At 71.3% G+C, this 17,190-nt stretch carries 19 protein-coding genes; 13 read left to right on the forward strand and 6 right to left on the reverse strand.

What is annotated here, in order from left to right; translation table 11 throughout:
• Nucleotides 1-13: 13 nt before the first annotated feature.
• Nucleotides 14-220 carry a hypothetical protein gene (locus EDF27_RS04450; RefSeq protein WP_123700940.1) on the forward strand — a complete coding sequence of 69 codons (207 nt, stop codon included), beginning with the start codon at nucleotides 14-16 and terminating at the stop codon, nucleotides 218-220.
• Nucleotides 221-223: 3 nt separating this feature from the next.
• Here EDF27_RS04450 and EDF27_RS20210 read toward each other — a convergent pair whose 3' ends face one another.
• Nucleotides 224-694 (reverse strand): MarR family transcriptional regulator, encoded by a 471-nt coding sequence (locus EDF27_RS20210; RefSeq protein ID WP_165931355.1) that lies wholly within the window; start codon nucleotides 692-694, stop codon nucleotides 224-226.
• A gap of 185 nt (nucleotides 695-879) precedes the next feature.
• Here EDF27_RS20210 and EDF27_RS04460 point away from each other — a divergent pair, with 185 nt between their 5' ends.
• The 5 genes from EDF27_RS04460 (at nucleotide 880) to EDF27_RS19575 (ending at nucleotide 4,044) form a co-directional block, all read left to right on the forward strand.
• Nucleotides 880-1,533, forward strand: a complete 654-nt coding sequence (locus tag EDF27_RS04460; protein WP_123654921.1) for a hypothetical protein — start codon at nucleotides 880-882, stop codon at nucleotides 1,531-1,533.
• Between the two features lie 149 nt (nucleotides 1,534-1,682).
• Nucleotides 1,683-2,567, forward strand: coding sequence for a S26 family signal peptidase (locus EDF27_RS04465; RefSeq protein ID WP_123654920.1), 885 nt, complete (start codon nucleotides 1,683-1,685; stop codon nucleotides 2,565-2,567).
• Nucleotides 2,564-3,418, forward strand: a complete 855-nt coding sequence (locus EDF27_RS04470) for a LamG domain-containing protein (RefSeq protein WP_243698197.1) — start codon at nucleotides 2,564-2,566, stop codon at nucleotides 3,416-3,418. The genes EDF27_RS04465 and EDF27_RS04470 overlap by 4 nt, the downstream gene beginning before the upstream one ends.
• Before the next feature lie 51 nt (nucleotides 3,419-3,469).
• Nucleotides 3,470-3,769: a hypothetical protein gene (locus tag EDF27_RS04475; RefSeq protein ID WP_132047495.1), complete on the forward strand. Its 300-nt coding sequence runs from the start codon at nucleotides 3,470-3,472 to the stop codon at nucleotides 3,767-3,769.
• Between the two features lie 122 nt (nucleotides 3,770-3,891).
• Nucleotides 3,892-4,044: a hypothetical protein gene (locus tag EDF27_RS19575; RefSeq protein WP_165931281.1), complete on the forward strand. Its 153-nt coding sequence runs from the start codon at nucleotides 3,892-3,894 to the stop codon at nucleotides 4,042-4,044.
• A 43-nt stretch (nucleotides 4,045-4,087) separates the two neighbouring features.
• Here the strand turns inward: EDF27_RS19575 and EDF27_RS04480 are convergent, their stop codons facing one another.
• The 3 genes from EDF27_RS04480 to EDF27_RS04490 form a co-directional block, all read right to left on the reverse strand.
• Entirely contained in the window at nucleotides 4,088-5,014 is a 927-nt protein-coding gene (locus tag EDF27_RS04480; RefSeq protein ID WP_123654917.1) for an aldo/keto reductase, read from the reverse strand.
• A 77-nt stretch (nucleotides 5,015-5,091) separates the two neighbouring features.
• Nucleotides 5,092-5,694, reverse strand: a complete 603-nt coding sequence (locus tag EDF27_RS04485) for a hypothetical protein (protein WP_132047497.1) — start codon at nucleotides 5,692-5,694, stop codon at nucleotides 5,092-5,094.
• A gap of 50 nt (nucleotides 5,695-5,744) precedes the next feature.
• Complete coding sequence (locus EDF27_RS04490) at nucleotides 5,745-6,500, reverse strand: SDR family oxidoreductase (RefSeq protein WP_132047499.1); 756 nt, start codon at nucleotides 6,498-6,500, stop codon at nucleotides 5,745-5,747.
• A gap of 35 nt (nucleotides 6,501-6,535) precedes the next feature.
• Here EDF27_RS04490 and EDF27_RS04495 point away from each other — a divergent pair, with 35 nt between their 5' ends.
• Nucleotides 6,536-7,372 carry a putative RNA methyltransferase gene (locus EDF27_RS04495; RefSeq protein ID WP_132047501.1) on the forward strand — a complete coding sequence of 279 codons (837 nt, stop codon included), beginning with the start codon at nucleotides 6,536-6,538 and terminating at the stop codon, nucleotides 7,370-7,372.
• 7 nt (nucleotides 7,373-7,379) lie between these two features.
• Here the strand turns inward: EDF27_RS04495 and EDF27_RS04500 are convergent, their stop codons facing one another.
• Complete coding sequence (locus tag EDF27_RS04500) at nucleotides 7,380-7,805, reverse strand: VOC family protein (protein WP_123654913.1); 426 nt, start codon at nucleotides 7,803-7,805, stop codon at nucleotides 7,380-7,382.
• A 62-nt stretch (nucleotides 7,806-7,867) separates the two neighbouring features.
• On the opposite strand from EDF27_RS04500, the gene EDF27_RS04505 reads away from it, so the two are divergent.
• Nucleotides 7,868-8,833, forward strand: a complete 966-nt coding sequence (locus EDF27_RS04505; protein WP_123700935.1) for a WYL domain-containing protein — start codon at nucleotides 7,868-7,870, stop codon at nucleotides 8,831-8,833.
• A 5-nt stretch (nucleotides 8,834-8,838) separates the two neighbouring features.
• Here EDF27_RS04505 and EDF27_RS04510 read toward each other — a convergent pair whose 3' ends face one another.
• Complete coding sequence (locus EDF27_RS04510; RefSeq protein WP_165931356.1) at nucleotides 8,839-9,630, reverse strand: Abi family protein; 792 nt, start codon at nucleotides 9,628-9,630, stop codon at nucleotides 8,839-8,841.
• A 322-nt stretch (nucleotides 9,631-9,952) separates the two neighbouring features.
• On the opposite strand from EDF27_RS04510, the gene kdpF reads away from it, so the two are divergent.
• From kdpF to EDF27_RS04535, 5 genes are all read left to right on the forward strand, one after another.
• Entirely contained in the window at nucleotides 9,953-10,042 is a 90-nt protein-coding gene (gene kdpF / locus EDF27_RS04515; protein WP_123654910.1) for a K(+)-transporting ATPase subunit F, read from the forward strand.
• On the forward strand, nucleotides 10,042-11,724 hold the full coding sequence (kdpA, locus tag EDF27_RS04520; RefSeq protein WP_132047503.1) for a potassium-transporting ATPase subunit KdpA: 1,683 nt from the start codon (nucleotides 10,042-10,044) through the stop codon (nucleotides 11,722-11,724). The genes kdpF and kdpA overlap by 1 nt, the downstream gene beginning before the upstream one ends.
• On the forward strand, nucleotides 11,721-13,817 hold the full coding sequence (gene kdpB / locus EDF27_RS04525) for a potassium-transporting ATPase subunit KdpB (RefSeq protein WP_132047505.1): 2,097 nt from the start codon (nucleotides 11,721-11,723) through the stop codon (nucleotides 13,815-13,817). Before kdpA ends, kdpB begins: the two co-directional genes overlap by 4 nt.
• A gap of 3 nt (nucleotides 13,818-13,820) precedes the next feature.
• Nucleotides 13,821-14,426 (forward strand): potassium-transporting ATPase subunit KdpC, encoded by a 606-nt coding sequence (gene kdpC, locus EDF27_RS04530; protein WP_132047507.1) that lies wholly within the window; start codon nucleotides 13,821-13,823, stop codon nucleotides 14,424-14,426.
• A 267-nt stretch (nucleotides 14,427-14,693) separates the two neighbouring features.
• Entirely contained in the window at nucleotides 14,694-17,186 is a 2,493-nt protein-coding gene (locus EDF27_RS04535) for an ATP-binding protein (RefSeq protein ID WP_132047509.1), read from the forward strand.
• Nucleotides 17,187-17,190 lie beyond the last annotated feature (4 nt).

Genomic DNA, 17,190 nt, shown 5'->3' on the forward strand with positions numbered 1-17,190 from the left:
GCATGCTCGTCCCATGTCGATGAGCAGCGCGTTCGATCCCTCCCAGGGCCGCGCGATCCCCGAGGACCAGGTGGCCGAGAACGGCCTCGAACTCGATCAGGACCCGGCACGCGGCCTGGACATCGCGGTCGAGGTGGTCAGCGGCGCTGCTGCCGACCCGGCGGCACCGTCGCTGTTCCTCGCGCCGATCTCGAGCCCGTCGCCGAGCAACCCGGAGTAGCGCTCAGGCGTTCCCCGCGGCGTCCTCTTCGGACTCCATCGCAGCACCCTGCTGGAGGAGCCCGGTCGCGACGTCGTTCAGCACGCTGGTCAGGTCGACCCCGGTGGCGGCGTGGACGGCCCGCAGGACCGTGGCGTACCGCTCCCGCGCGTCGGCGATCACGGCTTCACCCGCCGGGCTGAGCAGGATCAGGGACCCCCGGCGGTCCGACGGGTTCGGGCGACGCTCGACCAGGCCGGCGGCGGCGAGCCGGTCGACCAGGTTCGTCACCGCGCCCGACGTCAGGCTGAGGTAGCCGGAGAGCTCCGTCGCCGTCGCGTACCCGGTGTCGCTGATCTGTGCGAGCGCTCGGAGGCCGGTCTCGTGGATCCCCGCGCGGTCACTGAGCTGCCCGGCGAGGCCCCGCTCCGCGCGGATGACGGCGTCGAGCGCCCCGAGCAGCTCCGCCGCGTCACCCTCTGCTGTCCCTGCCACCGGGTCCTCTCCCTGTCGTGTTCCGTCGCAAGGATGGCACGGACTCCCGGCGTGGTCGCTGGCTGCCCCCCGCTCTGGGGCAATGGCTGCGCTTCCAGTTATGTGAATGACTGGCTATCTTGATGATCAAGCAAGAAACGCCATCCCGGTGGCGCCCCATCCACTCCTGATCATCGAGGTACCCCGTGTCGAACCCGCACCGCATCTCCCCGGTGAAGCGCCTCCGCTTTGCGCCTGTTGCGCTCATCGCGGGCATCTTCGCCGCCGTCCTGCTCTCCCTCTCCCTCACCGGCACCCTCTCCGGGTTCGCGGCGAGCATCACCAACAGCAGCAACACCGCCGCCAGCGGCACGCTCGTCATGCAGGAGCAGAACGCCAACGCATCGGTGACCTGCCTCAGCACCGACGGCGGCTCCGTCTCGACGAACTCCGCGACCTGCGCCACGATCAACAAGTTCGGTGGCAGCACGACGATGACGCCGGGCAACACGGTCAACACGGCGATCAGCATCAAGAACACCGGCACCGCCGCTGCGAGCACCTTCACGCTCACCCCGGGTGCGACCTGCACCCAGTCGAACAACGGCTCGGCGAACGGCACCGCGACCGACCTCTGCGCGAAGATGAACCTGGTCATCACCTCCGGGTCGACCACCGTGTTCTCCGGCACGCTCGCCAGCTTCAAGGGCGCCGCGGCATCGGCCTTCACGATGCCCGCCGCTCCGGCTGCCGGTGTGAGCGTCCCGTTCAACTTCGCGGTCACGCTGGACTCCTCGGCCGGCAACACCTACCAGGGCCTCGCCGCCTCGGTCCCGATGACCTGGACCTTCACGGCCTGATCTGCTCCACCCCCGGGTGACACCTCGACCGAGCCCGAGCCGGCCGAGGTGTCACCTCCTCGCTGGGACACCAGCACCAGCACCAGCACCAGCACCAGCACCAGCACCACCCCACCCGCACGACCTCGATCCGAACCGGAGGGACGACCATGAGCCAGACCTCGGCCGTCCCGCTGACCGGCACCCTCTCCCGCCCGCTCCTCGGCGCCCCGACCGCCAGCCGGTTCGAGGTCACCCTCGCCTGGTCGGTCGCCGTCGTCGCAGCGGTGCTCCTCGCTGCCGCCGCACTGTTCCTCACGAGCGGTGGCCGGATGTTCGTCGTCGAGACGCCGTCCATGGGCGAGGCGGCTCCGGTCGGCACGCTCGTCCTCGACCTCCCCGTCCAGGCGTCGTCGCTCCAGGTGGGCGACATCGTCTCGTTCCGGGTCAGCGAGGCCCCTGACACCACGTACACGCACCGGGTCATCAGCATCGACGCCGACGGTGGGATCCACACCCGCGGCGACGTGAACGGCGCGACCGACCCGTGGACGCTGACGCAGGAGAACCTCGTCGGGGCACCGGCCCTGCTCGTCCCGCACCTCGGCTGGCTCTTCCGGGCGGCCCCGTTGCTGCTCATCGGCACCCTCCTGATCTGGGTGCTGACGAGTCCCTTCAGCGACCGGGTCACCCGGAGCTCGCTCCGCATCGCCGGATCGGCGCTCACGGTCTCGTACGCGGCGTTCGTGCTCAAGCCGTTCGTGAACGTGACGACCATCACGAACACCGCGCACCCGCACTCCGTGGAGGCGACGATCATCTCCTCCGGCATGTTCCCGGTGCGGGTCGACGCGCACGGTGGGAACAGCGTCCACCTGGTCGACGGTGAGGTCGGCCGCGTGGTGGTCCACGAGCTCACCCGGAACGGCCAGTACCAGCTCACGTCGAACATCGACCTCGACCCGCTCGGGTGGGCGCTGCTCATCGCCGCATGCCTGATCCCCCTCGTGCTGTGCCTCGCGGTCGGCCGCGTTCACACGGTGCGGCCCTCGTGAGGGGCGTCCGGCTCCGCGACGGCAAGGTCGTCGCGCTGGTCCTCGTGCTGGCCCTCGTCGCCGTGGTGCTGCTCGCCCAGTTCGCGCCGACCCGCTCGGCCTTCAGCGCGAAGGTCACCGACAGCAGCAACACCGCTGGCACCGCGAAGGACTTCACCTGCTCGGGTGCGATCGACGACGACCTGACGGGCGCCGTGTTCGCCTACAAGCTCGGCGAGGCGACGGGCGCGAAGACCGCCGTCGACTGGTCGGGCAAGGGTGCGAACGGCACCTACCAGGGCACGATGACCGCCGCGACGCCGAGCCCGAACGCGTGTCCGCGCGACCCGGGGAGCTCCTACGTCCTCAACGGCGGCACGTCGTTCGTCTCCACGCCCACCGCGGTCAAGAACCCGACGACCTTCAGCGAGGAGGTCTGGTTCAAGACGACCGTCGCCGGCGGGCTCCTGATCGGCTTCGGCAGCAACCAGGTCGCGGTGTCCGGCCAGCACGACCGGCAGATCTACCTGAACACCAGCGGCCAGCTCGTGTTCGGCGCGTACAACAACGCCGTGCAGGTCGTGACCTCACCGGCGTCGTACAACGACGGCGCCTGGCACCACGTCGTGTCGACGATGTCCGCGGCCACCGGGATGCGGCTCTACGCCGACGGTGTCCTGGTCGCGTCGAACACCGCGTACACGCTGCCGGAGAACGCCACCGGGTACTGGCGGGTCGGGTACGACACCACGACCGGGTGGCCGGGCACGGCGAACAACTACTCCTTCACCGGCTCGATGCGCTACGCCGCGGTGTACAGCACGGTGCTGTCGCAGACCCAGGTCACGAACCACTACGTCTCGAGCCGCTGACCCGCCGGGCAACAACGGCAGGGGAGGATCAGTGACCGGTAGTGTTCCAGAATGACACCGAGCCGCATCGCGTTCGAGCGCCTGCTCCTCGAACTGACGACGGTCGGTGTCGACCGGGTCGTCCTGGAATCGCGCGGGCCCGCCGATCGGCTCGACCGTCAGCACCTGGACGCGCTTCGCGCGCGTCGATTGCTCACGGGCATCCGCGTGGAGCACATTCCCGGGGCGGCCGAGCCGCTGCTCTGGGCTGCCGACGCGATGTGCGGCATCATCGCCGCCGACCGACGATGCGTGGAACGGTACCGGGCCGTCGTGGGCACGAAGCTCGTCACGCACGTGGAACGCCGGTGAAAGCGCGAATCCCCGGGCCCCGCTATACCGCAGGATCTCCCAGGGACCACTTCCGCTCCCACCGCGATGGGGCGACTCCAGACAGTGTGACATTTCACGGCCCGAAAGGCAACGAGTCTCGCATGGTGACGGACACGGGCAACGACCTCATGGTCGCACTCGACGTTGCTCTCGTCGCCCTGCGCTTCGCGGCCGACGATGGCAGACGAACCGAACTGGACGAGGTGATCGAGGCGTTCGGCTGCTCCCGCAGCGAGCTGGACTCCGAGAACTGACCGGGCAGGGCCGCCGGAGCGACCCTGCCCGGCCAGCAGCGGGTCAGGGGACGGTGTGTCCCGCGGCCGTCAGGACGCGGTACCACTCCTCGCGCGTGAGCACGACGTCCGAGCCGGCGGCCGAGTCCCGCACACGCTGCGGGTTCGTCGTGCCGAGGACGACCTGGAAGTGCGCGGGGTGCCGGGTGATCCACGCCACGGCGATGCCCGTCGGGGTGACCCCGTGCGCCGACGCCAGCTCCTCGAGCACGTCGTTCAGTTCGGCGTAGTGCTCGCGGTCGCCGAGGAAGACGCCGTCGAAGAAGCCCTTCTGGAACGGCGACCAGGCCTGCGGCGTGATGTCGTGCAGGCGCGAGTAGTTGAGGATGTCGTTGTCGCGGTCGATCGACTGGTCGAGGCCGCCCATGTTCGCGGCGAGGCCCTGCGTGATGACGTTCGCGTGCGTGATGCTCAGCTGCACCTGGTTGAACGCGAGCGGACGCGTGACCGACTTCTTCAGCAGCTCGACCTGCCCGGGGGTGTGGTTCGAGACGCCGAAGTGGTGCACCTTGCCGGCGGCGTGCAGTTCGTCGAACGCCTTCGCCACTTCCTCGGGCTCGACGAGTGCGTCGGGGCGGTGCAGCAGCAGGACGTCGATGTAGTCCGTGCGGAGGGCCGTCAGCGACTCCTCGACCGAGGACATGATGTGGTCGTACGAGAAGTCGAAGTACCCCTGGCGGATGCCGACCTTCGTCTGCAGCTGGATGTCGGCGCGCTCCGACGCGGACAGCGTGACCGCGGCGCCGAAGCGCTCCTCGCAGCCGTGCCAGCCGCCGTAGATCGCGGCGTGGTCGAACATGGTCACGCCCGCGTCGCGCGAGGCCGTGTAGAGCGAACGGATGTCCTCGTCGCTCATGTCGTTGATCCGCATCAGCCCGACGATGACGTCGGATGCGGTGAGGTCCGTCTGTGGCAACTCCAGTGTCTTCACGTCCCCGATCCTGCCAGGCAGGACGCGGTCGAACGAGGCCCTGTCGGTACCCGTCGGGTGGTCGGCGCGGAGGGCGCTCAGGCGCGGAAGACGGCCAGCACGGTCGGACCGGCGTCGGCCCACGTCGCGGTCAGGGTCTCGCCAGCGGGCAGCGGCGTCCCGACGACGCGCAGGATCGTGAGGTCGCCGATGGTCGTGAGCGCGCCCTCGGTCGTCGGGGCGACGGTCGTGACGGCGGGGGAGGACGCGGCGGAACCACTGCCCCGCGCCGAGCCGTGCGACGGCGGTGTGTCGAGGCCCGGCGCCCCGACGAGCTCGGCCTCGTGGCCACCGGTCGCGATCGTGCGCCGCAGGACGTCGGCGTACACCGGGTCCCCGGCGGCGTCGTAGACCCAGCGCCGGCCGAGGACGGAGTGGTCCATCTCGGTCACCAGGAACGCCGTGGCACCGGCGAGGGGCGCGTCGCGGTAGGTCAGCGGCGCGTGCAGCACCGCGCCGTCGCCCACCCGGACGAGCATCGTCTCGACACCGACCTCGCCCGCGGGGTCGTCGAAACGGAACCGCCCGACGACGTCCACGGTCGCGCCGGGTGCGACGCCGCTCCAGGGCTGCGACGGCAACCACGCGGCGAGCGCTTCGGCCTTGGACGGACGGAGTTCGGCGCGGTGGATGAGTGCCATGCAGCGAACCTAGCGCCACGGCGAGGACCCGGCGGGGGCGGAGCACGGGGTCAGTGCACGGAGAATCCGCCGTCGACCGCGATCGACTGCCCGGTGACGTAGGCCGAGCCCGGACCGGCGAGGAACACCGCCGCAGCAGCGAAGTCCGACGTCCGCCCGTTCCGCCCGACCAGGGTCCGCGCCGCCAGCCGCTCCACGGTCGCGGGGTCGGAGCTGAGCCGTCGGTTCAACGGCGTCTGCACGAACCCCGGGACCAGGGCGTTGGCGGTGACCCCCTGCGCGGACCAGGCCTCCGCCTGGGACCGGACCAGGGCCTCCAGGCCGGCCTTGGAGACCCCGTACGCGCCGCTGGCCGCGAACGGACGGTGGGCCTGCTGGGAGCTGATCGCGATGAGACGGCCGTACCCGCGACGAGCCATCCCGGGGGCGAGACGCTGCCCCAGGACGAACGGCGCGTCGAGGTTCACCGCCATCGTCGCGTCCCACGTCGCCTCGTCGAGGTCCGGCATCGGCGGCCGGAGGTTGATCCCCGCGGAGTTCACGAGGACGTCGACGTCGCCCACGGCATCGGCGAGCGCATGGGCTCCGGCGCGGGTGGAGAGATCCGCGACGACGCCCTCGGCCGACCCGCCGTCGGCGCGGATCTCGTCGACGGCTGCGGTGATCGTGTCGCCGGTCCGCGCAGCGATGACGACGCGTGCTCCCGCGTCCGCCAGCGCACCCGCGATGGCACGGCCGATGCCGGAACTGCCGCCGGTGACGAGTGCGGTGCGTCCGTCGAGACCGAAGAGCTGCTGGAGCGACATCGGGCCAGGCTACCGACGCCCGTACGCTGGACGGCGTGCGTGACGACCTGCTGCCCGTGCTCGCCTGCCCCGTGTGCCGCGAGCCGCTCGGTCGCACCGGCGTCGGGCAGGCCGGGTGCGCGAACGGGCACCGGTTCGACGAGGCCAAGCAGGGGCACCTGACGCTCCTCCCGGCGAAGCGGCGCGCGCTGACCGCGGACACCCCGGAGATGGTCGACGCGCGGATCCGGTTCCTGGGTCGTGGGCACTACGCGCCGGTCGAGCGGGCGCTCGCCGCCGTCGTCTCGTCCGCCGACGCACCGGGGGTCGTGCTGGACGTCGGGTCCGGTCCTGGGACCTACCTCGCACACGCGCTCGATGCGTCCGACCCGTCCGACCCGTCCGATCCGGCCGGGAGGCTCGGGGTCGCGTTGGACCTGTCGGCCGTCGCCATCCGGCGGGCTGCTCGGGTGCACGTCCGGGCCGGGGCCGTGGTCGGTGACGTCACGGAGCGGTTGCCGATCGTCGACGGCGCTGCCGCCGTCGTCCTCGACGTCTTCGCCCCGCGGAACCAGCGGGAGTACGCGCGGGTGCTGCACGAGGACGGGGTGCTCGCGGTCGTGACACCGCGGGCGGGGCACCTGGCGGAGCTCGCCGAGGCGACGATCAGCGTCGACCCGGAGAAGGAGCGGCGGCTCCACGACTCCCTGACGCCGTCGTTCGTGCAGTCGTCGTCGGAGGACCTGACGTGGACGATGGACCTGTCCGCCGAGGACGTCCACGACGTCGTGCACATGGGGCCGAGTCACCACCACGTCGCTCCCGACGCGGTGTTCGCGCCGGCCACGGTGACCGCCGCCGTCACCGTGTCGACGTGGGTGCCGACACGGTGACCCCGTGTCAGTGGTCGGTGGACTCCGGGGCGACGTCGAGTGCCCAGATCACGCCGAACTTGTCGCGGAGCTGCCCGGCGAGCGGTGACCACGCGGCCGGCCCGAACGGCTGACGGATCTCTGCCCCGTCGGAGAGTCCGTCCCACGCGGCCGTGATCTCGTCGGCGTCGGTGCCGCTGAGGTAGACGTAGGACGCGTTCGTGCCCTGGTCGTAGGGCTGTCCGGGCCACACGTCGAACGCCATCACGCGGATGCCGCTCGCCGTCTGGACCTGGCCCCAGACGATGCGGTCCGCCCACGCGGGGTCGTCGGTGGCGCCCATCGCGCCGTAGGTCATGGTGGCTGGCTCGGTGCCGAGGGCCTTCGCGTAGAAGTCGAGGGCCTCGCGGGCGTTGCCGTCGAAGTTGAGGTGGGGAGTCGTGGTGATCGTCATGGGAACGAGTCTGGCGACGGTAGCGGTCAGATCATGTCCGCTTCTCGACGGATACTGGATCCGTGTCCGGACCGTCCTCGCGCATGCTCGCGCTCCTCTCCCTGCTGCAGGTCCGTCGCGACTGGCCGGGCGACGTCCTCGCCGAGCGCCTCGATGTCAGTCCCCGCACCGTCCGCCGCGACGTCGACCGGCTCCGTGAGCTGGGGTACCGGGTCGAGGCGCTCAAGGGCCCGGCCGGCGGCTACCGGCTCTCCGCCGGCGCGGAACTCCCGCCGCTGCTCTTCGACGACGAGCAGGCGGTCGCGATCGCCCTCGCGTTGGCGGTCGCCCCGGCATCGGGTGCGGACATCGCCGAACCAGCGGCGCGGGCGCTCGCCGCGGTCCGGCAGGTGATGCCCGCACGGCTCCGGCACCGCATCGACGCGGTGGACGTCATCGCGACGCCCGGGACGACGACCGTCGATCCGGAGGTGCTCGTCGCCGTCAGTGATGCCGTGCGGACCCGGCAGGTGCTCCGCTTCGACCTCGACACCGCCTGGGCCGGCGACGATCCGGGCGACCGGCCGCCGCGTCGTGTCGAGCCGCACGCGGTGGTCGCCCGGAACGGCCGGTGGTACCTGCTCGCATGGGTGGACGAACGGCAGGACTGGCGGACCTACCGCATCGACCGGATGCACCCGCGGACGCCGACGGGTCTCCGCTTCACGCCGCGTGACGTGCCCGGCGGTGACCCCGCCACGTTCGTCGCCGCGCGCTTCAAGGGCTCGGACGTCCGGGACGCGTGGCCGTGCACCGGGACCGTCGAGCTGCAGGTCGCCGCGCGGACCATCGCGCCGTACCTCGACGGTGGCACCGAGCTCGAGGAGCTCGGCGCCGACCGCTGCCGGCTCACGATCGGGTCCTGGTCGTGGACGGCGCTCGCCGCGCGGATCGCCGGCTTCGACGCGTCGTTCGAGGTCGTCGGGCCGGCGGCGCTCCGCGATGCCTGCGCCGTGGTTGCGGACCGCTTGCGGGCCGCCGTCGTGTGACGGTCTCACCGAGTCGTTCCCAGGCCGACGAGGAGATCCCGGTGATCAGCGAGGAGGAGCTCGAGCGCCGTCGTGCGTGCCGGGTCGGTGCAGACGCTGTCGGCCATGTGGCTGATGAGCGCGAGCGAGCGGGACGGGGACCTCGGCTGCCCCCCTTCGAGGCGTGCGACCAGCGTTGCTGGCGATCGGTACTTCGGCGTCGGCACGCCGAATCGCGTGCCCCAGATCCGAGTGTGGTGCGCACAGCAGTTCCGAACGTGCGTGACGTGCTGCAGCGTGGCGCGGAGCGTCGGTGCCGGGAGCTGGAACGTCTGCGCCAGAACACGGGAGACCTGCGGATCGAGGAGCCCGGCGATGCGAGAGATCGCGCCGAGGCTCAGGTGCTCGGAGACCATGCCGAACGAGATCTGATCGAGGTCGCGTCTCGACCAGATCTGTCGAGCGGCTGGGTCTGTGCTCCTGTCGAGCGCGCCGGTGAACTGCGCACGAAGCGCCTCGATGTCGACGCCCGGTCGGAATGCGCGCGGGTCGATGTGCCAGCTCGGTCCGAACCTCGTTGCACATGTCGATGCCATCTGGCCCCGGAGCGCGAGTTCGATCCGCTCGATCCGTATGAGCAGGGCAAACCGGATCGCACTGTCGAACTCATGGACACGGTGGACATCCCCATCGGAGTGCGGGAGTCCGACTGTCCGCAGCGCCCGGCGGAACTGGGTCACGCGCCAGGGCGAGAGGTGAGAGCTGGTGAACGTGATGATGGCGCCTTCGAGATCGTCGATTCGTTCGATCTCGGGCAAGCCGGCAGCAACTACAGCGCAGGAAACAACATGAGCGGTTGGAGGAATCCGTCCTGTGCTGCCGAAGCAGCACAGGACGGAGCAGTCCCGCCCGTTTGAGGAGACGCGAGCGTCGAGCCTTGGCGGGAACCGTTGTAGCCAACATATCAGCGGGTCGGGACGGGGGCAAGTGTTAGGGGAGCGCATGCGTCGTGGGAGGCGACGTTAGGAGGGCGTTAGGAGCGGCCTGGAGGCCCGGTGCCGGATCCACCATCGGATCGGCACCAGGAACGGTGCCGTCCACGGCACCTGCCGCGGACCCGAAGAACCTCCAGGAGTCCACGTGCTCGGCATCACCATCGCAGCCGCCGTCCTCGGCGTCGCCGCGGTCGTCTACCTCGTCTGGGCGCTCGTGCGCCCGGAGCGGTTCTGATGGGGGCCGCGGCGACCTGGGCCGGCATCGCCCAGGTCGCGGTCCTCGTCCTGCTGCTCGTCGTCGTGCACCGCCCGCTCGGTGACTGGATGGCACGGGTGTTCACCTCGTCGCACCACGGCCGCGCCGAGCGGATCGTCTACCGGCTGATCGGGGTCGACCCCGACGCGGAGCAGTCGTCCGGCGCGTACCTCCGCGGGGTGCTGCTGTTCAGCGCGGCCGGGCTCGTCGTGGTGTTCCTGTTGCAGCGCATCCAGACGGTGCTGCCGGGGGACCTCGGGCTGCCGGACGTCGGATGGTCGCTCGCGTTCAACACGGCGGCGTCCTTCGTGGCGAACACCAACTGGCAGTCGTACTCGCCCGAGGCCACGGTCGGGTACTCGGTACAGCTCGCCGGCCTCGCGGTGCAGAACTTCCTCTCCGCCGCCGTCGGGCTCGCCGTCGCCGTCGCCCTGGTCCGCGGGTTCGCCCGGCGCCGCTCGTCGACGATCGGCAACGTCTGGGTCGACGTCGTCCGGGGCACGGGCCGGTTGCTCCTGCCGCTGTCCTTCGTCTTCGCCATCGTGCTCGTCGCGGGCGGCGTCGTCCAGTCGTGGGGGAGCGGCACCGACGTCGCGACGCTGGCCGGCGGGACACAGCACATCCCGGACGGGTTCGTGGCGTCGCAGGAGGCGATCAAGCTCCTCGGCACGAACGGCGGTGGCTACTTCAACGCGAACTCGGCGCACCCGTTCGAGAACCCGTCGGCGTGGACCAACATCGTCGAGGTCTTCCTCATGCTCGCGATCCCGTTCTCACTGCCGCGCACGTTCGGCCGGATGGTGGGCGACCGTCGTCAGGGGTACGCGATCCTCGCCGTGATGGGCGCGATCTTCCTCGTGTCCCTCGCCGCGATGTCGATCGCCGAACTCGCCGGGGGCGGCGCGGCCACGCACGCCGCTGGTGCCGCGATGGAGGGCAAGGAGGTCCGCTTCGGCATCCTCGGCACCACCCTGTTCGGCACCACGTCGACCGCCACCTCCACGGGTGCGGTGAACGGGATGTTCGACAGCTTCACGCCGATCGGCGGGATGATGGCGCTCCTGAACATGATGCTCGGCGAGGTCACCCCCGGCGGCGTCGGGTCCGGTCTCTACGGCATGCTCGTCCTCGCCGTGATCACGGTGTTCATCGGCGGGCTGCTGGTCGGCCGGACGCCGGAGTACCTCGGCAAGAAGATCCGGGCGCGGGAGATGACCTTCGCGGCGCTGTACATCCTCGTGACGCCCACCGTCGTGCTGCTCGGGACCGCGTTGTCCCTGGCGATCCCGGGCGTCCGGGAGCAGGTCCTCGGCACCTCGGTGTTCAACCCCGGCAACCACGGCCTCTCCGAACTGCTCTACGCGTTCACCAGCGCCGGCAACAACAACGGGTCGGCGTTCGGCGGCCTCACCGCGAACACGACCTGGATGAACACGGCGCTCGGCATCGCGATGCTGCTCGGCCGCTTCGTGCCGATCGCGTTCGTCCTGGCGCTCGCCGGGTCGCTCGCGGCGCAGGACCGGGTCCCCGCGACCGTCGGCACGCTGCCCACGCACCGGCCGCTCTTCGTCGGACTCCTCGCCGGCGTCGCCGTCATCGTCACCGCACTCACCTACTTCCCGGTGCTCGCACTGGGTCCCCTCGCAGAAGGACTGTCATGACCACCGTGACCTCCGAGTCGGAACCGCGCACCGCGGTGGAGCCGACCACCCGCTCGTCCGCCTTCGGGCCCCGTCAACTGGTGGCGGGCCTCCCGGGCGCACTGCGGAAACTCGATCCGCGACTGATGTGGCGGAACCCGGTCATGTTCCTGGTCGAGGTGGGCGCAGCCCTGACCACGGCCGCCGCGTTCGTCAACGCCTCGGCGTTCACCATCGCGATCGCGGTCTGGCTCTGGCTGACCGTCGTCTTCGCCAACCTGGCGGAGTCCGTCGCCGAGGGCCGCGGCAAGGCCCAGGCGGACACGCTCCGGAAGACCCGGTCGACGACCAGCGCCCGACGGGTGCTCGGGTACGACGCAGCCGACCCGGCCGCCACGGCGAACGCGACCGAGGACATCGCGTCCGTCGACCTCGCAAAGGGCGACGTGGTGGTCGTGGTCGCCGGTGAGGTGATCCCGGGCGACGGTGACGTGATCGACGGGATCGCCTCGGTCGACGAGTCCGCCGTGACGGGTGAGTCCGCGCCGGTGATCCGCGAGTCGGGCGGTGACCGGAGTGCGGTCACCGGTGGCACCCGCGTGCTGTCCGACCGGATCATCGTGCGCATCACCTCGACACCCGGCGAGACCTTCATCGACCGGATGATCCGCCTCGTCGAGGGCGCCGCACGGCAGAAGACGCCGAACGAGATCGCGCTGAACATCCTGCTCGCGTCGCTCTCGATCGTCTTCGTGATCGTCTGCCTCACGATGCAGCCGATCGCCGGGATGGTCGGCGCGACGGTCAGCATCACCGTCCTCATCGCCCTGCTCGTCTGCCTCATCCCGACGACCATCGGCGCCCTGCTGTCGGCCATCGGCATCGCCGGGATGGACCGGCTCGTGCAGCGGAACGTCCTCGCGATGTCCGGTCGTGCGGTCGAGGCCGCCGGGGACATCACCACGCTGCTCCTCGACAAGACCGGGACCATCACGTACGGCAACCGACGGGCATCCCGTGTGGTGCCCGTGCCCGGGGTCTCCGAACCGGAGCTGATGGCGGCCGCGGCGCTGTCGAGCGCAGCCGACGGGACCCCCGAGGGGCGCTCCATCGTCGACCTGGCGGTCGCCGACGGGGTGACCACGGGCCTGCCGGCCGGTGCCGTCGAGGTGCCGTTCACCGCGAACACCCGGATGTCCGGCGTCGACCTGGCCGACGGTTCGCAGGTCCGGAAGGGCGCCGCAGCGGCAGTGCTCAGCTGGGCTGGAACCCCCGATGCCGGTGTGATCGCGGCGATCGACGCCACGGTCGCCGAGATCTCCGACCAGGGCGGGACGCCGCTCGTCGTCGCCCGTCGTGCCCCGTCGGGCCAGGTCGCGCTGCTCGGGGTCGTCCACCTCAAGGACGTCGTCAAGGACGGCCTGTCCGAGCGGTTCGAGGAGCTCCGCAGCATGGGCATCCGGACCGTGATGATCACCGGTGACAACCCGCGCACCGCGAAGGCGATCGCCGCGGAGGCCGGCGTCGACGACTTCCTCGCCGAGGCCACCCCGGAGGACAAGCTCGCGCTCATCCGCCGGGAACAGGAGGGCGGGAACCTCGTCGCGATGACCGGCGACGGCACGAACGACGCCCCCGCCCTGGCGCAGGCGGACGTCGGCGTCGCGATGAACACCGGGACGACCGCGGCGAAGGAGGCCGGGAACATGGTCGACCTCGACTCCGACCCGACCAAGCTCATCGACATCGTCCGGATCGGGAAGCAGCTGCTCATCACCCGCGGGGCACTCACCACGTTCTCGATCGCGAACGACGTCGCGAAGTACTTCGCGATCATCCCGGCGATGTTCCAGCTGGCGTTCCCCGGCCTCGCCGCGCTCAACGTCATGGGCCTGCACAGCCCGTCGTCCGCGATCCTGTCGGCCGTCGTGTTCAACGCGCTCGTCATCGTGGCGCTCATCCCGCTCTCGCTGCGCGGCGTCAGGTACCGCGCAGCGTCGGCGTCGTCGATCCTCGGCCGCAACCTGCTCGTCTACGGGCTCGGCGGCGTGATCGTCCCCTTCATCGGCATCAAACTGATCGACCTCGTGGTCGGTCTCATCCCGGGGTTCTGACTCATGGCAACCAGCTCTCGTTCCTTCATCCGCTCCACCGGCGTCGCGATCCGGCTCATGCTCCTGGCGACGGTGGTGCTCGGCATCGCGTACCCGGTCGCCGTCTGGGGCGTCGGCCAGGCGGCGTTCCACGACCAGGCGAACGGCTCGATCGTGTTCCGGGACGGCAAGCCCGTCGGGTCCTCGCTCATCGGGCAGTCCTTCGCCGGCGAGCAGGCGGACCGGTGGTTCCAGTCCCGGCCGTCCGCCGCGGGCGAGGACGGCTACGACGCGAACGCCTCGTCGGGGTCGAACCTCGGCCCGTCGAACCCCGACCTGACGAAGGCGATCGAGGCCCGGAAGGCCGCGATCGCCGCGGCCGACGGGGTCCCGGCTGCCGACGTGCCCGCGGATGCGGTGACGGCTTCGGGCTCCGGTCTCGACCCCGACATCAGCCCGGAGTACGCGCTCGAGCAGGTGTCCCGCGTGGCATCGGCGCGCGGGCTGTCGTCGTCCGTCGTGCGCGCGCTCGTCGAGTCGCACACCGAGGGTCGCCAGCTCGGCGTCCTCGGGGCTCCCACGGTGAACGTCCTGTCGCTGAACCTGGCCGTCGCGGCGTTGTCGGCGTGACGGAGCCGAGCAACCTGCCGCGGTGCGGTTGGCCGCAGTGCGGGTGGGCGCGGTGCGGTTGGCCGCGGTGCGGTTGGGCGCGGCACAACCGAAACCCGCTCGAACCACGGACGACCGTGGTTCGAGCGGGAATCGGTTGTGCGCCGCCGATCGGAACCGGGCACGGCGGCGCGGGCAGCGCAGGGGGCGGCGCCGTCCCACGCGAGCGGAGCGGCGCCGCGCGACCCGAGCGCCGCACGACCACCGGAGAAGCGAGAGGATGAGCGCGTGAAGCGAGGGAAGCTGCGGGTGCTGCTCGGTGCCGCACCCGGCGTCGGGAAGACCTTCACCATGCTCGAAGAGGGGCGCCGACTCCGCGACGAGGGCCGCGACGTGGTCGTCGCCGTCGTCGAGACCCACGGCAGAGCGGCCACCGCCGCACTCGTGGACGGCCTCGAGACCGTGCCCCGCCGCACCGAGACGCACCGCGGGGTCGAGCTCGACGACCTGGACCTCGACGCCGTCCTCGCGCGGCACCCCGAGGTCGCCCTGGTCGACGAGCTCGCCCACACGAACGCCCCCGGCGGCCCGCACGAGAAGCGCTGGCAGGACGTGGAGGCGCTGCTCGCCGCGGGGATCGACGTGATCTCGACGGTGAACATCCAGCACATGCAGTCCCTCGGCGACGTCGTCCGCGAGATCACCGGCACCGTCCAGCGCGAGACCGTGCCCGACGCCGTGGTCCGTGGCGCCGACCAGATCGAGGTGGTCGACCTGTCGCCGCAGGCCCTTCGCGAGCGGCTCTCCGACGGGCTCGTGTACCCGGCGGCCCGGATCGACGCGGCACTGTCGAACTACTTCCGCCTCGGCAACCTCACCGCGCTCCGCGAGATCGCCCTGCTCTGGCTCGCCGACGAGGTCGACGACGCCCTGAAGCGCTACCGCGCCGAGCACGGCATCGAGCACCGGTGGGAGGCGCGTGAGCGTGTCCTCGTCGCACTCACCGGTGGGCCGGAGGGGGAGACGCTCCTCCGCCGCGGTGCCCGGATCGCGGCACGGTCGTCCGGCGGCGAGCTCGCTGCGGTGCACGTCACGACGAACGACGGCCTCCGCGAGCGGCACCCGGGTGCGCTCGGCGTGCAGCGGGCGCTCCTCGAGCAGCTCGGTGGGACCTACCACCAGGTGGTCGGCGACGACGTCCCGAGCACCCTGGTGCGGTTCGCGCGGTCGATCGACGCGACGCAGATCGTCGTCGGCGTGAGTCGTCGGAGCCGTGCGGCCGCGGCCCTGACCGGCCCGGGCATCGGCAACACCGTCGTCCGTGAGTCCGGCGACATCGACGTGCACGTGGTCACCCACGAGCGAGCAGGCGGCGGGTTCGCCCTGCCCCGGCTCGGCGGGAGCCTGTCGCGTGGCCGGATCACCGCCGCGTTTGTCCTCGCGCTCGTCGCCGGGCCCCTGCTGACGCTGCTGCTCTCGATCGGGGACACCCCGGACGCCATCACGGTGGACGTCCTCGCCTACCAGCTCCTCGTCCTCGTCGTCGCGCTCGTCGGCGGGATGTGGCCGGCGGTCTTCGCCGCGGTGCTGTCCGGGCTGAGCCTCGACTTCTTCTTCGTGCAGCCGCTGCACCGCGTCACCGTCCAGCAGCCCTGGCACCTGGTCGCCCTCGTGATGTACGTCATCAGTGCGGTGCTCGTGAGCTTCGTCGTGGACCGCTCGGCCCGTCGGTCGCGTGCCGCCCGGCGCGCGGCCGCCGAGTCCGGGCTGCTCATCGGGATCGCCGGCAGCGTCCTCCGGGGCGACGACGCCCTGCAGGCGCTGGTCGACCGGACGCGTGAGGCGTTCGGCTTCACCGGTCTGCGGGTCCGGCAGGGGGACCTGGTGCCGGCCACGTCCGGAGCGTTCGGTGCGGCGCCGGACGCCACCACGAGCCTCCCGTCCGGAGCGGTCCTGGAGTTCGCCGGTGCGGCGGACGACCCGACCCAGCGCCGGTTGCTGCGGGTCGTGGAACAGCAGATCGACGCGGCCGTCGAGCACCGCGACCTGACCCGCGCCGCGGTCGACGCGGAACGGATCGCCGCGGCGGACCGCGTGCGGAGCGCGATCCTCGCAGCCGTCGGCCACGACGTCCGACGGCCGATCGCGGCCGCATCGGCGGCCGTGCAGACCCTCCGTGCCAGCGACATCGCCCTGTCCGACACCGACCGGGAGGCCCTGCTCGCGACCGCCGACGAGAGCCTCGGCCGTCTCGCGGTGCTGCTCGGCGACCTGCTGGACGTCAGTCGTGTGCAGGCGGGGGTGGTCGCGTCGACCCCCGTCGCCCTCCCGCTGGAGACCGTGGTCGCGCCGGCGCTCGACGAGCTGGAGCTCGGGCCGGACGACGTCGACCTCGACCTGCCCGCCGAACTGCCGCAGGTGCTGGCCGACCCGGTGCTGCTCCAGCGCGTCCTCGTGAACCTGCTCGCGAACGCGGTGCGGTTCACCCCGTCGGGGACGAGTGTGCGGGTCGCGGCGAGCGCGTTCGACGGGGCGGTCGAGCTCCGCGTGGTCGACCACGGGCCCGGGATCCCGGAGGCGCAGCGGAACGACGTGTTCCAGCCGTTCCAGCGGCTCGGCGACACCGACAACGACACCGGACTGGGTCTCGGGCTGGCGCTGGCTCGGGGCTTCACCGAGGGGATGGGTGGCAGCATCGAGGCCGACGACACCCCCGGCGGCGGACTCACCATGGTGGTGCGGTTGCCGATCGCAGGACACATCGGGGTGCAGACACGATGAGGAC

The organism is Curtobacterium sp. PhB136 (assembly GCF_004346855.1).
GTDB lineage: Bacteria > Actinomycetota > Actinomycetes > Actinomycetales > Microbacteriaceae > Curtobacterium.